The organism is Pseudomonas sp. GL_139_B (assembly GCF_057834475.1).
In genome coordinates this window covers 5,237,829-5,250,659 of sequence record NZ_CM174403.1, presented here as the reverse complement: position 1 = coordinate 5,250,659, position 12,831 = coordinate 5,237,829, and the positions used below count along the sequence as shown (strand labels likewise).

Sequence of the window (12,831 nt, the reverse complement as noted above, 5' to 3'; positions counted from 1 at the left end):
TAGGCGAAAAAAACTAGAGAACGTAAAGGAGAGGGAAAATGTTCGAACTCGTAGACAACATCCCCGCAAGCCCGGTCATTAAAGTTATCGGTGTTGGCGGTGGCGGCGGAAACGCTGTGAATCACATGGTCAAGAGCAACATTGAAGGCGTTGAATTCATCTGCGCCAACACTGATGCCCAGGCGCTGAAATCCATCGGCGCGCGGACCATCCTGCAACTGGGTACCGGTGTGACCAAAGGTCTGGGCGCCGGCGCCAACCCTGAAGTAGGTCGTCAGGCCGCTCTCGAAGACCGTGAGCGCATTGCCGAAGTCCTGCAGGGCACCAACATGGTGTTCATCACCACTGGAATGGGCGGCGGTACCGGTACCGGAGCGGCGCCAATCATTGCCGAAGTGGCCAAGGAAATGGGGATTCTCACCGTAGCGGTGGTGACTCGTCCGTTCCCGTTCGAAGGTCGCAAGCGCATGCAGATCGCCGACGAAGGCATCCGTCTGCTGTCTGAAAGCGTCGACTCGTTGATCACCATTCCCAACGAGAAACTGCTGACCATCCTTGGCAAGGACGCAAGCCTGCTGTCCGCATTCGCCAAGGCTGACGATGTGCTGGCCGGTGCCGTTCGCGGTATCTCCGACATCATCAAGCGTCCAGGCATGATCAACGTCGATTTCGCCGACGTACGTACCGTGATGAGCGAAATGGGCATGGCGATGATGGGCACTGGCTGCGCCAGCGGTCCGAACCGCGCGCGCGAGGCCACCGAAGCGGCCATTCGCAACCCGTTGCTCGAAGACGTGAACTTGCAAGGTGCACGCGGCATCCTGGTGAACATCACCGCCGGTCCTGACCTGTCTCTGGGTGAGTACTCCGACGTGGGTAGCATCATTGAAGCCTTCGCCTCCGAGCACGCGATGGTCAAGGTCGGTACCGTTATCGATCCGGACATGCGCGATGAGCTGCACGTGACTGTGGTTGCTACCGGTCTGGGCGCTAAAATCGAGAAGCCTGTGAAGGTCATCGACAACACCGTTCACACCTCGATGGCTTCCCAGCCGCAACAATCGGCTCCCGCTCGTCAGGAACAACCGGCGGTGAACTACCGTGACCTGGACCGTCCGACCGTCATGCGCAACCAGGCTCAGGCCGGTGCTGCGACTGCCGCGAAGATGAATCCGCAAGATGATCTGGACTACCTGGACATCCCGGCATTCCTGCGTCGTCAGGCTGATTGATGGAATGTATCAGGGCTATGAAGTTGATTGGTGTTCAGCAAAGGTCTGGTCTGCTATCATCGCCAGCCTTTGTTGATACCAGTTCGCAATTTGCGCTGAAGCGGCCCAAGCCATGATTAAACAACGCACACTGAAAAATATTATCCGTGCCACAGGTGTAGGCCTGCACTCCGGGGAGAAGGTATACCTGACCCTCAAGCCCGCGCCTATCGACACCGGCATTGTGTTTTGTCGTGCTGACCTCGATCCTGTGGTGCAGATACCTGCCCGCGCAGAAAACGTTGGCGAAACCACTATGTCGACCACACTGGTCAACGGTGACGTCAAAGTGGACACGGTGGAGCACTTGCTCTCGGCCATGGCTGGCCTGGGCATCGATAACGCCTACGTCGAGCTCTCCGCGTCCGAAGTACCAATCATGGATGGTAGCGCTGGACCTTTCGTATTCCTGATTCAATCGGCGGGCCTGGAAGAACAGGACGCCGCCAAGAAGTTCATCCGGATCCTGCGGGAAGTGACAGTGGAAGATGGCGACAAGCGCGCCACTTTCGTCCCTTTCGAAGGTTTCAAGGTGAGCTTCGAGATCGATTTCGATCACCCGGTTTTCCGTGACCGCACACAAAGTGCAAGCGTGGATTTTTCCAGTACTTCGTTCGTAAAAGAAGTCAGCCGCGCCCGTACCTTTGGTTTCATGAGTGACATCGAGTACCTGCGCAAGCACAACCTCGCACTCGGCGGCAGTGTTGAAAACGCTATTGTGGTCGACGCGGATGGTGTACTGAACGAAGACGGCCTTCGCTATGAAGACGAATTCGTGAAGCACAAGATCCTCGATGCAATTGGTGACCTCTACCTGCTGGGCAATAGCCTGATTGGTGAGTTCAAGGGCTTCAAGTCCGGACATGCATTGAACAACCAGCTGCTGCGCAAGTTGATTGAGCAGACAGATGCTTGGGAAGTCGTGACTTTCGAAGACGCCAGCACTGCACCGATCTCTTACATGCGTCCAGTTGCGGCCGTGTAAGCAAAAACCTCTCTAGTTTTTAAAGGCTGCCTTCGGGTGGCCTTTTTTTATGCCTCAAACTTTTTGGTGCTCAGATGGGCCCTATCGCGAGCAGGCTCGCTCCCACAGTTGATCGCATTTCAATGTGGGAGCGAGCCTGCTCGCGAAGGGCCGCCCGCCACATCATCGATTCACTGCGCAGCCACCACCCGATTCCTCCCACCTTCCTTGGCCTGATACAACGCCTTGTCTGCCGCGTACAGCAACTGCTCCAGACTGATTTCTTTCTCTGTCGTCCAGGTACTGATCCCGATACTGACAGTAATGGGCGTTTCAGCGCCCGCCACTAAGGGCATCTGCTCCACGGCTGCCCGGATTTTTTCAGCAATCAGCCAAGCCCCCGCGCTGTCCGTTTCCGCCAGAATCACCGAAAACTCCTCACCTCCATACCGCGCCACCAGGTCTCCAGGCCGCCGGACGTTGGCGCAGATCACCTTGGCCACTGCCCGAAGCGCATCATCGCCGCCTTGATGGCCATGGCGATCGTTGAACGCCTTGAAATGGTCGGCGTCGATCATTAGCACCGACAGCGGCTTGCCCGACCGTTGGGCACGAAACCACTCATGGCGCAGGGTTTGATCCAGGGTTCGGCGGTTGGCGACGTCGGTCAGGGCATCGATGGCGGCCAGTTGCGCCAGCTCCTGCTCGGCATGGCGGCGTAGACGCAGTTCGCGGTACAGCAACCAGGTCAGCCAGAGCAGACCGATGCACAACACGCCGGTGGCACCGCTGATCACCACCGCCGTGCGTTTCCAGGTGGCGAATACTTCGTTGCCCGAGAGGGCGACAATAACCGTCAACGGCAGGTTGCCGACCCTCGAAAATGTGTACAGGCGTTGTTGATGATCGACGCTCGACACGCTGTTGAAACTGCCAGTGCCCTCTCGCAGGATGCGCTCGACATTGGGCCGACTGGCGAAGTTCTTGCCGATGGGGTCGTTGATCAGGTGAGGTTTTTGCGCCAGCAGAATGCCGTCGTCATTGATGATGCTCAGGGTGCTGTCGTTGCCGATGTCCAGGCTGTTGAATAACTGTTCAAAGTACGCGAGGCGCATCGATGCCACCGCTACGCCTAGAAACTCACCGCTGGAGGAGGAGATGCGTCGGCTAAAACTGATACGCCACTCCTCGCTGTCGTCGCAGTCGCAACGCGGCTTGAACGGGCGGCTGATGAACATGCCGGTGTCACGGTTGAAAACATGAGCGAGGAAATAGTCGCGGTCGGCAAAGTTACCGGGCTTGGGCTCGATCAGCGATGAATCGGCAATCACTTCGCCATCCTTGTCCAACAGCAAAATGTCGCCCTTGAAGCGCGCCGTGGTGGAACGGTCGAACAGCACCAGATGGCGTATCTGCGCTGAAACTTGCTTTAGCTCGTCCCGTTGCGAGGCCGCAATCAGGCCTTGCAGGGTCAAGTCGTAGAGCTCGACGGTACGCAGCACGTCAGCGTCAATCAACTGCGCAATGGTCGTCGCACTGCGGGTGGCGGCCTGCTGGGCGTTGGCGTGCTCGCGGATCAGCAGGAAGGCAACGATGCTGAGAATCGCGATCACCGTCAGCGAACTGCCAAGCATCACCATCAGCTCAGGTCGGCCGGTCTTGCCTGAAGGGGGGCGGCTCACTGGCATGGGCTGACGTCTGATTGAGGCGCAGAAAAAGGTCAGTAAAACGCGGTGACCTTTACTTGTTCAAGCTTAGAAGACATTGAGCGGGTAGTCGAAGATCCCTGCGCTATTCATCGGCGGATTGGGTGTGGAAGATCATCGTTGCAGCGATTGCAATGGTCAGCGAGCAGCACGAAAAAAAGCCGCTGATAGCAGCGGCTTTGAAGACAACTTTTCAAAGGGAAGAGCCGATGAAAAGTGTCGAGGGAAACAGAGTCGCTCGATGAGTCAGCTGTCTTTCTCAATCACTGGCTGGCTTGCAGACGTCGATGTTTGAGGGGGTTGCGCAGCGTCTGGAGCCTTGGCTGTCATTTCGCTCTGATACTGATCGTACGCTGTGGTGCGTGCGGCATTTTGCGTGGCGAACGTCTGCGATTCTTCCGCCATGGCGAACGGAGACAGGAACAAAGAGGACAAAACGAAAGCGCTGGCAATACCCATACTGTTGGACATCTTTAAAACCTTCTTGCTTGGCAAGTGCTGTTTGGTGCGGGCAAAGATAAGGATCTTGGCCGACGGGAAACAGAGCCAATTGAAGAAAGGACTGTTGCGCCAAAGGCAATAGTGGTTCGTAGATGGCGATCGATTTTATGTGGCGCGGGGAATGAATCGGGTCAGACGGGGAGGTGAATGCCGAACGTATTCATCCCGTGATCACTGCGCACAAACACATCCCCGCCATGCATCAGCGCAATTGCCTTGACGATCGCCAGTCCCAACCCGTGATTGTTGCCGCTGTTGCTGCGCGACGCATCCACTCGATAAAACCGTTCAAACAGCCGGGGTAAATGCTCGCTGGGAATCGGCGAGCCAGGGTTGGCAACGCCAATGCTCACCTGATGTTCCTCGACCTCGATCCGCACCTGAATCACTTGCCCAGGCTCGGTGTGTTGCACCGCGTTGCTCAGCAAATTGATCAATGCCCGGCGCAAATGCGCGATCTCGATCCGCACCTGAGCATCACCGCTAACCTGCACCTGAACCTGCGCATCCTCAAGAATGAAATCCAGGTATTCAAGCGTTGTCGCCACTTCATCGGCGAGCGAGGTGGACGTCAGTTTGGTGGCCTTGCTGCCTTGATCGGCGCTGGCGAGGAACAGCATGTCGTTGATGATCGAGCGCAGCCGTTCCAGCTCTTCGAGGTTCGATTGCAGCACTTCGAAATAGTGTTCGGCGGAGCGCCCACGCGTCAGCGCGACCTGGGTTTGCCCGATCAGGTTGGTCAAAGGCGAGCGCAACTCATGAGCGACGTCGGCGTTGAACGATTCCAGCCGTGAATACGCCTGTTCAACCCGTTCCAGCGTGGAGTTGAACGAATTGACGAACTGATTCAGTTCCGGCGGCAGCGACGATAATCGCAGTCGCCCGGAACGCAACGGCGGCGCCAGGCGCTGGGCTTCCTGAGACAGTTTGATCAAAGGCTTGAGGCCAATCCGCGCCACCCAATACCCCAGCGCAGACGCCAGCAACACGCCGATGATCGCCAGGCTGATCAGCGCGATCAGCAAGTGATGCTGAGTCTCGAAAAATGTCTCGGTGTCGATGCCGATCATGAAGCGCAGCGGCGGGCGTTGATCCTTGGCCGGGAACTGGCTCACCAGTACTTTCAGCGGGTAGGGATGGTCTGGCAGCTGCAAGTCACGCATCCCCAGGGACCCTTCGGCAAAGGCACGGATCTGCGGTGTGAGGTCACCGTATTCGTAGTTCGGATCACCGCTGACGATCCAGAAACGGATGCGCTTGTCTTCTTCGCCGAGCAGCTTGAGCTTGTTGTAGATCTTCACCCAATGCTCGGGCGTACCGTAACGGCCAACGGTGGATTCGAGCACGCTGTAGCGTGCATCCAGTTCGGCCTCGGGAAGCAAACCCAGGCCCTTGTCGACCTGTTGATACAACGCCCAGCCGATCAACAAAAACACTAAAAGCGCCACCAGCGTAAACATCCCGCTCAGGCGAAGCGCGATGGAGTTACTGGACACCACGGCTCTCCAGCACATAACCCATGCCACGAATCGTGTGCAGCAGTTTCTCGTCAAACGGCCCGTCGAGCTTGGCTCGCAAACGCTTGATCGCGACTTCGACGACGTTGGCGTCGCTGTCGAAATTGATATCCCAGACCATCTCGGCAATCGCCGTTTTCGAGAGGATTTCACCTTGCCGGCGGGCCAGCACACTGAGTAGCGAAAACTCCTTGGCGGTCAGGTCCAGCCGTGTGCCGCCACGTGTAGCCTTACGGCTGATCAAATCTATCCACAGGTCAGCGATGCTCACTTGCACCGGTTCATGGCCGCCGCTGCGGCGGGTCAGCGCTTGCAACCGCGCCACCAGTTCAAGGAAGGAAAACGGTTTGCCGAGGTAATCGTCAGCGCCGTCACGCAAGCCTTTGATGCGGTCTTCGACGCGCTCGCGGGCGGTGAGCATGATCACCGGGGTTTGCTTGCGCGCACGCAATGCGCGCAGGACGCCGAAGCCGTCGAGGCCTGGCAGCATGACGTCGAGGACGATCACCGCGTAGTCACTTTCCAGCGCCAGGTGCAGGCCTTCAACGCCTTCGCGCGCCACGTCCACGGTGTAACCCTGTTCCGTCAGGCCGCGGTGCAAATAGTCCGCGGTTTTTTCTTCGTCTTCGATAATCAGAACGCGCATGACCCCGCCTCAGTCTGTGGTTGCCAACGCCGGTACGGGCGAAGGTTTGGGTCTGTGAAATAGCCGCTCAAGCCACAAGTATATGACCGGAGTGGTGAACAGCGTCAGCGCCTGGCTGACCAGCAAACCGCCGACCACCGCGATCCCCAGCGGCTGGCGCAGTTCAGCGCCGGTGCCGTAACCGAGCATCAGCGGCAGGGCGCCGAGCAGGGCGGCGAGGGTGGTCATGATGATCGGCCGGAACCGCGTGATACAGGCCTGGAAGATCGCTTCTTCCGGCGGCAAGCCACGGTTGCGCTGGGCATCCAGCGCAAAGTCGATCATCAGAATGCCGTTCTTCTTCACGATACCAATCAGCAGCACCAGCCCGATCAGCGCCATGATCGAAAAGTCCTGGCCGCAAATCCACAACATGATCACCGCCCCGAGACCCGCCGACGGCAGCGTCGAGATGATGGTCAGCGGATGCACGAAGCTCTCGTAGAGCACGCCGAGAATGATGTACACCGCCACCAGCGCCGCCAGAATCAGCCACGGTTGGCTGGCCAGAGAGCTTTGGAATGCCTGCGCCGCACCCTGGAAATTGCCGCTCATGGCCGCCGGCATGCCGATGTCGACCTTGGCCTGGTTGAGCATGATCACCGCATCACCCAACGCCACGCCGGGCGCGAGGTTGAACGACAAGTTGGCGGCCGGGAACATGCCGTCATGGGCGATGGACAGCGGTCCGACTGTAGGCGCGTCAAATTTGGCCAGCGCCGACAGCGGCACCATTTCCCCGCTCAGCGGCGAGCGCAGGTAGAAGTAGTTGAGGCTTTCGGCTTTGCCGCGTTGCTTGGTGTCCAGTTCCAGAATCACGTTGTACTGATTGATCTGAGTCTGGAATTCATTGACCTGGCGCTGACCAAACGCATCGTACAGCGCTTCGTCGACATCACTGGCGGTCAGGCCGAAACGCGCGGCGGCGCTGCGGTCGATGCTGATGTGGGTGATGCTGCCGCCCAGTTGCAAGTCGTTGGAAATGTCGCGGAACGCCGGGTTGCTGCGCAGTTTTTCCGTCAGCCGCTGGGTCCAGGTGCTGAGGGTCGCGCCGTCGTTGCTCTTGAGCACGTATTGGTACTGGGCGCGGCTCGGGCCGGAGCTGAGGTTAATGTCCTGGCCGGCACGCAGGTACAACACGATGCCGGGGACTTTCATCAGTTGCGGACGAATCCGGTCGATGAACTGGCTGGCCGAGACATCGCGGTCGCCGCGTTTTTTCAGGGAAATCCAGAAGCGACCGTTGGCGATGGTCTGGTTACTGCCCGACACACCGACCGAGTGCGAAAACGCTTCGACCGCGGGATCCGCCGCAACGATTTCGGCCATCGCCAAGTGTTTTTTCACCATGTCGCCGTAGGAAATGTCGGCGGCGGCTTCGGTTGTACCGAGGACAAAACCGGTGTCCTGCACCGGGAAGAAACCTTTCGGGATGAAGATGTAACCGGCGATGGCCAGGCACAGGGAAAGTCCAAACACACCGATCATCAGTTTCTGATGAGCGAGGGCGCGGCGTAGCAATTTTTCATAGCCGGCCAGCAAGCGTTCGCCGAACGTTGGTTTGCTGTGGGCGTGATGCACCGGCGCACGCATGAATAGCGCGGCCAGGGTGGGTGCCAGCGTCAGCGACACCACGACCGAAATCATGATGGTTGAAGTGGCGGTCAAGGCGAACTCCTTGAACAGCCGCCCCACCACGCCGCCCATGAACAGCAGCGGAATGAACGCCGCCACCAGCGAGAAACTGATCGAGACCACAGTAAAACCAATCTCGCCAGCACCTTTGATCGCGGCTTCGCGCATGCCGTCGCCGGCTTCAAGGTGTCGGTGAATGTTCTCCACCACCACAATCGCATCGTCGACCACAAACCCCACGGCCACCACAATCGCCACCAGGGTCAGGTTGTTCAGGCTGAAGCCCATGATGTACATCAGGGCGAAACTCGCCGTCAGAGAAACGCCCAGCACCGCAGACACAATCATCGTCGCAGACCATTGGCGCAGGAACAGCGCCATCACCGCCACCACCAGCAGGATCGCGATCAGCAGGGTGACTTCCACTTCATGCAAGGACGCGCGGATGGTCTGAGTGCGGTCGACCAGTACCTTGACCTGCACCGAGGCGGGAAGCATGGCCTCAAGCGCAGGCAACGCGGCTTGAATGCGATCCACGGTCTCGACGATGTTCGCCCCCGGTTGCCGGGAGATCACCAGGTTCACCCCGGGCTTGTCGCCGGCCCAGGCCTGCACGTAGGCATCTTCCGAACCGTTGACGACTTTGGCGACATCCCTCAGATGAACCGGGGCGCCGTCCTTGTAGGAAACGATGAGTTGGCTGTATTCCTCAGGGTGAAATAACTGGTCGTTGGTCGACAACGTCGAAATGCTCGACTCGCCGTACAACGCACCTTTTGCCAGATTGAGGCTGGTGTTCTGGATGGCCAGACGAATGTCTGCGAGGGTCAGACCGATGGCGGCCAGTTTGTCCGCCGAGGCTTGAACGCGAATCGCCGGACGCTGCTGACCGGTAATGTTGATCTGGCCTACGCCTTCGATCTGGCTGATCTGGCGGGACAGCAGGGTTTCCACCAGGTCGCTGAGTTCAGTGCCGGGCATTTGCGTGGAATTGACGCTGAGGATCAGCACCGGGCTGTCGGCCGGGTTGACCTTGCGCCAGGTCGGCAGCGTCGGCATGTCCTTGGGCAGTTTGCCGGCGGCGGTGTTGATCGCGGCCTGGACTTCCTGGGCGGCGGTGTCGATGCTTTTTTCGAGGGTGAATTGCAGGGTCAGGTTGGTCGAGCCCAAGGCGCTGCTCGATGTCATCTGCGTCACGCCGGGGATGGCGCTGAATTGCACTTCAAGCGGCGTGGCCACCGACGACGCCATGGTTTCCGGGCTGGCGCCAGGCAATTGCGCAGCCACCTGAATGGTCGGGAATTCGGCTTCCGGCAGCGGCGCAATCGGCAGACGCGGGAAGGCGATGGCGCCGAGTAGCACCAGGGCAAAAGTCAGCAGGATGGTGGCGACCGGGTGATCGATGCACCAGGCAGAGACCGAGCCGTGGCCCTTCATTGTTTCGACTCCGATTGCACCACTTGCGGCGGGTCGGTCAGCACCTGCACGGTCGATCCCGGCTTGAGCCGCGACTGGCCATCAGTGACCAGCACATCGCCCGGTTTCACACCTTTGATGATGTCCTGGCCGCTGCTTTGCGAAACCACTTGCACGGTGACGGCTTCGACTTTGTCACCGTTGACCCGGTACACAAAGTGTTGATCGAGACCCCGTTGTACGACGGTGGGCGGCACCACCAGGGCATCTTTCTCCAGGGCTGTCTGAATTTTTACTGTCACCAGCAAGCCCGGCCAGAGTTTCTGCCCGGGGTTGTTGAATTCGGCCTTGGCGCGGATGGTCCCGGTGTTGGCGTTGATCTGGTTGTCGATCAGGGTCAAATGACCTTCGCCCAGCAAATTGCCGGTTTCACCGTCGGTGTCGGCACCAATGTAGGCCTTTACCTGTGCGCGTTGCGGGTCGCCGATCAGCCCTTGGAGGATCGGCAGCATGTGCTGCGCCAGGGAGAACTCGACGGCAATCGGGTCGATCTGCGTCACGGTAAACAGGCCTTGGGCATCGGTCATGCGCAGGAAATTGCCTTCATCCACTGTACGAATACCGACGCGACCACTGACCGGGGAGTGAATTTGCGTGTAGGAGAGTTGTACCTGAGCGGCGTCGATTGACGCCTGATTGCCTTGGGCGGTGGCCTTGAGTTGATTGACCAGCGCTTGTTGCTGGTCGTAAGTCTGTTTGGAAACCCCGTCGTCAACGCTGAGTAATTTGTAACGCTTGAGGTTGACCAGCGCCACTTGCAACTGCGCCTGGCTTTCCCCCAATTGGGCGCGGGCCTGATCGAGGCTGGCGCGGATCGAGCGGTCGTCGATGGTGGCCAGCAGGTCGCCTTTGTTCACCAGTTGGCCTTCCTTGACCAGGATTTTGGTGAGAATACCGTCGATCTGCGGGCGCACCACCACGCTGTGCAGGGACAGCACCGAACCGATACCGCTGACATAACGCGGCACGTCTTTTTCAACGACATTGACCACGCGCACCGGAATCGCGGTAGGGGCGGCAAGTTTGGCTGTGGCGGGCTTGGTGACATACCACGTGCCCAGCGCTGCCAAGGCAATTAGCAGACCTGCGATCAAGGCGGGTTTTTTCTGAATTCGCATGCGAGTGGGGCGCCGGGCTAAAGGGTTAGGGTATTTTCAGCTTTATACCCTCCTTTATAACCCTGTCAGCCGGTCAGGAGGGTGACTGCTAACTGACGGGGTTGTCAGTTTGGGAGTGAGCCTGCTCCGGGCGGTGCTCCGACGATGGCGGTGGGTCAGCCAGCACAAAACCCGACGGACTCGCTTGAGGCTTGCAGCTTGTATTGCCCCATCCAGTTATACTGCCGCCTTTCGCGGCTCGCTGATCGGGCCCGACTCTATGTGCATCACCCGGAGCTTTCATGACTTCCCCGACACAACCGCCGGTTGCCGACGCTTTGAGCGACGACCAGGCAGACCTGCCAGACAGCGTCGACTCCAGCGCAGACAGCGAAACCAAAGCCGCGATCCCGGCGTTCAAGTTCCCGTTCAAACCGGGTGAGTTGGCCGCAGCGAAGAACGCCAGCCAGCCTTGGTACAAGAATGGCGCGAAGAATGGGCACACCAAGACGCCTGGTGCGGCGCCTCCTGGTACGCGTCGTTCGATGGGTAAGCGGTGAGTTTCAGTTTCTACGGTGCCTGATCTCCCGTCATCGCGAGCAGGCTCACTCCCACAGTTGAACGTCACAGGTCACAGATTTTGTGTACGACGAAGATGTAGGAGCGAGCCTGCTCGCGATCGGGTCATACTTGACGACAACTATCCTGGATCAAGCCGCCCGCAACGAAATAAACGCATAGTTCACCGGCGCATCAGTCGCCACTTGCGCCCCCGCCGCCTGAACTTGGCCGGCAATGTCATCCCCCGACACATGAAATAACCAGTCACTCTTCGACGATGCCAGCGGCTGCGCTGACACCTGATCGATGACCGTGGTAAACGCTGTCATGTCAGGCAGATAAGCGGTAAACCCATCTCCTTTCAGCGCTGTCGTGCGAATCCCCAGCAACCCGCAAATCGCATCCTTGGTCTGAATATCATCGCGATCCGCCTGACGTGAACGCTGGATCAATCCTGCCAGTTCCCGATCCACTATCTCGCCGCCGATGATCAAGTCCGGGCCTTGTTCCCATGACTCGGGTGGGCAGTCCTTGAGCGCGGTGTTCAGCGTAATGTGCGGGTTGATTTCCGCCGGGTAGATGCGGCACACCAACGGTCGGCGTTCGTAGATACGGCACAGGTTGTCTTCGTCAAGATTCCGGCAGGGGCCGACGTTATAGGCGGCAAAGGTGATCGCCACATACGCCTCGGACGTGCCGCTTCGAACCACTACCGAACGGCGTTCGGCGTGTTCGCGTTGCTGCACGGGCAGGCCCAGGCCGTTACCCAAAAAGCCCTCGACCAGCACGATCACTTGACCGCCATCGACCGCCCACATCCGGGTTTCCGCCAGGGTCAGGGGGACGTGGTGGTCATTGCAGCACTTGCCGCAACCTACGCAGGAAAACGTTGTATTCATTGATCGCCGGGTCACATGTGAAGGCATGAAACGGCGACAGAAAGTCACCGCACTGCTGCGCCCTGAAGCAAGTTGTGCGCCACTCACTGGGCCTTGGCGGGTGAGCGAATGGAATCCCATTCGGTGACGTAGGCGGTTTTGGTCTGCTTGTTGTAGAGGCACAGTTCAGTACCTTGCTGGCCTTTCATGTGTTGTTGCGGGTATTGGCCTTGCAGCAGGAGGGCGGTGTAGCCGACCCGGTCATCGAACTGCGCCGCGTTGCCGACTGGTTTCGTATTTTTCAAGCTGCTGGCTTTGGTGCAACTGGCGAGGACTGCTTTGTCGTAGGCGGCCCAGGCGTCGGGGCTGGAGGCCAGGGCCTGGGAGGCGAGTGCGGTGAGGCAGAGGAAGGTCAGGGTTACGGCTTTCATGGTTCAGGGATCCGTTGGGCTTTTATGGGCCGAGTATGCCTGAGGGTTTGATGCTGGTAATGCGGGCCTCATCGCGAGCAGGCTCGCTCCCACACTTCATCTGCGTACA

Annotated in this window: 11 protein-coding genes; 3 read left to right on the top strand and 8 right to left on the bottom strand. The window is 58.8% G+C overall.

Annotated elements, in window-relative coordinates; genetic code table 11:
* Positions 1–38: 38 nt before the first annotated feature.
* The gene (gene ftsZ / locus AC3ISI_RS23935; RefSeq protein WP_007943486.1) at positions 39–1,232 is read left to right on the top strand and encodes a cell division protein FtsZ; all 1,194 of its coding nucleotides are present in this window, start codon (positions 39–41) and stop codon (positions 1,230–1,232) included.
* A gap of 112 nt (positions 1,233–1,344) precedes the next feature.
* Positions 1,345–2,256, top strand: coding sequence for a UDP-3-O-acyl-N-acetylglucosamine deacetylase (gene lpxC, locus AC3ISI_RS23930; protein WP_008060300.1), 912 nt, complete (start codon positions 1,345–1,347; stop codon positions 2,254–2,256).
* A gap of 170 nt (positions 2,257–2,426) precedes the next feature.
* Here lpxC and AC3ISI_RS23925 read toward each other — a convergent pair whose 3' ends face one another.
* The 6 genes from AC3ISI_RS23925 to AC3ISI_RS23900 all read right to left on the bottom strand — a co-directional run bounded on the left by AC3ISI_RS23925 (position 2,427) and on the right by AC3ISI_RS23900 (position 10,873).
* Entirely contained in the window at positions 2,427–3,923 is a 1,497-nt protein-coding gene (locus AC3ISI_RS23925; protein WP_489334100.1) for a sensor domain-containing diguanylate cyclase, read from the bottom strand.
* 264 nt (positions 3,924–4,187) lie between these two features.
* Positions 4,188–4,412 carry a hypothetical protein gene (locus tag AC3ISI_RS23920; protein WP_489334099.1) on the bottom strand — a complete coding sequence of 75 codons (225 nt, stop codon included), beginning with the start codon at positions 4,410–4,412 and terminating at the stop codon, positions 4,188–4,190.
* Positions 4,413–4,573: 161 nt separating this feature from the next.
* Positions 4,574–5,938, bottom strand: coding sequence for a heavy metal sensor histidine kinase (locus AC3ISI_RS23915; protein WP_489334098.1), 1,365 nt, complete (start codon positions 5,936–5,938; stop codon positions 4,574–4,576).
* The gene (locus AC3ISI_RS23910) at positions 5,928–6,605 is read right to left on the bottom strand and encodes a heavy metal response regulator transcription factor (RefSeq protein ID WP_489334097.1); all 678 of its coding nucleotides are present in this window, start codon (positions 6,603–6,605) and stop codon (positions 5,928–5,930) included. The genes AC3ISI_RS23915 and AC3ISI_RS23910 overlap by 11 nt, the downstream gene beginning before the upstream one ends.
* 9 nt (positions 6,606–6,614) lie before the next feature.
* A complete protein-coding gene (locus tag AC3ISI_RS23905) occupies positions 6,615–9,716 on the bottom strand; it encodes a multidrug efflux RND transporter permease subunit (RefSeq protein ID WP_489334096.1) in 3,102 nt (1,033 codons plus the stop codon).
* Entirely contained in the window at positions 9,713–10,873 is a 1,161-nt protein-coding gene (locus tag AC3ISI_RS23900; protein WP_489334095.1) for an efflux RND transporter periplasmic adaptor subunit, read from the bottom strand. Before AC3ISI_RS23900 ends, AC3ISI_RS23905 begins: the two co-directional genes overlap by 4 nt.
* Before the next feature lie 281 nt (positions 10,874–11,154).
* Here AC3ISI_RS23900 and AC3ISI_RS23895 point away from each other — a divergent pair, with 281 nt between their 5' ends.
* Positions 11,155–11,412, top strand: a complete 258-nt coding sequence (locus tag AC3ISI_RS23895; protein ID WP_007905458.1) for a hypothetical protein — start codon at positions 11,155–11,157, stop codon at positions 11,410–11,412.
* 150 nt (positions 11,413–11,562) lie between these two features.
* Here the strand turns inward: AC3ISI_RS23895 and AC3ISI_RS23890 are convergent, their stop codons facing one another.
* Positions 11,563–12,312: a YkgJ family cysteine cluster protein gene (locus AC3ISI_RS23890; protein WP_489334094.1), complete on the bottom strand. Its 750-nt coding sequence runs from the start codon at positions 12,310–12,312 to the stop codon at positions 11,563–11,565.
* Positions 12,313–12,395: 83 nt separating this feature from the next.
* Complete coding sequence (locus tag AC3ISI_RS23885) at positions 12,396–12,722, bottom strand: hypothetical protein (RefSeq protein WP_489334093.1); 327 nt, start codon at positions 12,720–12,722, stop codon at positions 12,396–12,398.
* Positions 12,723–12,831 lie beyond the last annotated feature (109 nt).

Coding starts and splice junctions, on each gene's coding strand:
- AC3ISI_RS23895 (WP_007905458.1), top strand. CDS start 11,155: ATGACTTCCCCGACACAACCGCCGGTTGCCGACGCTTTGAGCGACGAC.
- AC3ISI_RS23925 (WP_489334100.1), bottom strand. CDS start 3,923: ATGCCAGTGAGCCGCCCCCCTTCAGGCAAGACCGGCCGACCTGAGCTG.
- AC3ISI_RS23920 (WP_489334099.1), bottom strand. CDS start 4,412: ATGTCCAACAGTATGGGTATTGCCAGCGCTTTCGTTTTGTCCTCTTTG.
- AC3ISI_RS23900 (WP_489334095.1), bottom strand. CDS start 10,873: ATGCGAATTCAGAAAAAACCCGCCTTGATCGCAGGTCTGCTAATTGCC.
- AC3ISI_RS23885 (WP_489334093.1), bottom strand. CDS start 12,722: ATGAAAGCCGTAACCCTGACCTTCCTCTGCCTCACCGCACTCGCCTCC.
- AC3ISI_RS23910 (WP_489334097.1), bottom strand. CDS start 6,605: ATGCGCGTTCTGATTATCGAAGACGAAGAAAAAACCGCGGACTATTTG.
- lpxC (WP_008060300.1), top strand. CDS start 1,345: ATGATTAAACAACGCACACTGAAAAATATTATCCGTGCCACAGGTGTA.
- AC3ISI_RS23890 (WP_489334094.1), bottom strand. CDS start 12,312: ATGAATACAACGTTTTCCTGCGTAGGTTGCGGCAAGTGCTGCAATGAC.
- ftsZ (WP_007943486.1), top strand. CDS start 39: ATGTTCGAACTCGTAGACAACATCCCCGCAAGCCCGGTCATTAAAGTT.
- AC3ISI_RS23905 (WP_489334096.1), bottom strand. CDS start 9,716: ATGAAGGGCCACGGCTCGGTCTCTGCCTGGTGCATCGATCACCCGGTC.